A 958-nucleotide genomic window follows, 5' to 3' on the forward strand; every position below is an offset into this window, starting at 1 on the left:
TAATATTAATTTTTAAGTTGTTAATATTTCTATTTTGGTTTCTGTTTATTGATTGAATAATAGTAAGCGTTAGTATTTTTGATAGTATCCTTGTTTTAAACCCTAAAAAGCTTTTAGCATAATTACGTCTAATCATGAACTGATCGCATAATTGAGAGAATAACGTTTCTATCCTTTTTCTGTATTTGCGTATTACAAAAGGTTGATCTTTATAGTTTTTTTGATTTGTTCTCATAGGAACTTCCAGCTTAATATTGTGTGATGTAAACAAATCCAATTGCCATTCTGCGGATAAATATCCTTTATCACCTAATAGCGTACAATTTTTAAATTGTTGTTTTATATCTTTCAGATAATGAATATCATGCACTGATGCTGGACTAATATCAAAACTTTGAAAGACACCTTCCGCTGAGCAAACCGCATGAAGTTTATACCCATAATAATGCATTTTCTGTGAAGCACAATAACCTTTATTTGGAATTGCATAATCGGTTTCTCTGCATATTTTGCTACGTGAGCTTCTTGATAATTTGCAAACTTCTAAAGGCATGCTATCCACAATAAAATACTTTTCAGAACCATTAAATTTTTCTGCTAACAGTTTTCGAATCCGTTCCATATGTATAAATAATCTTCTTTTTCGTCTATTATAAACACTGCGTTCTATAAGTGACTTAATATCAGAAGGTAATATTCTAAAAAGTTGATATTCACTATCAATACTCATGTATTCTGAAGTCAGATTTAGGGCAACTATTTCCAAGTCAGATAACCTGGGCTTTCGTATCTGAAATAAAAAATTCTCACTTTCAAGATCTAAACTCTTTAATACTTCTAAAATTTTATCGTAATTTGCTCTAAAGTTGTGCATTGAATTGTTTGTGTAGTAACTACAATTTACTGCTTTTTAGCAGGTTGTACAACTTTTATATACAATCTAATACAAATGCACTAC

The 958-nt window shown here is 29.6% G+C and carries 1 protein-coding gene; it reads right to left on the bottom strand.

All coding sequences use genetic code 11. The annotated features are described in order from the left end of the window. Positions 1 to 874 (bottom strand): IS982 family transposase (locus tag HX088_RS13845; protein ID WP_286484481.1); only part of this gene is annotated, 874 nt, incomplete at its 3' end. Positions 875 to 958 lie beyond the last annotated feature (84 nt).

The sequence above is a fragment of the Empedobacter sp. 225-1 genome (genome assembly GCF_030328185.1).
Classification (GTDB): Bacteria; Bacteroidota; Bacteroidia; order Flavobacteriales; family Weeksellaceae; genus Empedobacter; species Empedobacter stercoris.